The 236-nt window shown below is 47.9% G+C and carries 1 protein-coding gene; it reads right to left on the bottom strand.

Annotated elements, in window-relative coordinates; genetic code table 11:
• A partial coding sequence (locus tag SB822_RS60945) for a lipid II flippase MurJ (protein WP_410859633.1) occupies window positions 1–236 on the bottom strand: 236 nt, incomplete at both ends.

The raw sequence follows: 236 nt of genomic DNA, 5'->3' as shown, positions 1-236 counted from the left end.
CGTGAATCTTCCAAGGAATAAAATACTTTCGACAGCACTTCACGAAGCCCAAAACCGAGCAATCCGAGTGCGTAGAAGAACAATAAGCCTGTCGTCATGTCAATGGCCCGATCCTCAAATGCCCCCCGGCCAAACAGCAACTCCGTAATCTGTCTTGAGAAAATCATCATGCCGACCGCAGCCGGAATAACAATCAATGAGACTGTCGTAATGATTTTGCCGACGACCGCTTTTAG

The sequence above is a fragment of the Paraburkholderia sp. SIMBA_054 genome, assembly GCF_046534875.1.
Lineage (GTDB): Bacteria > Pseudomonadota > Gammaproteobacteria > Burkholderiales > Burkholderiaceae > Paraburkholderia > Paraburkholderia hospita.
The sequence above is the reverse complement of the archived record's forward strand: the minus strand, read 5'-3'. Positions and strand labels throughout refer to the sequence as shown.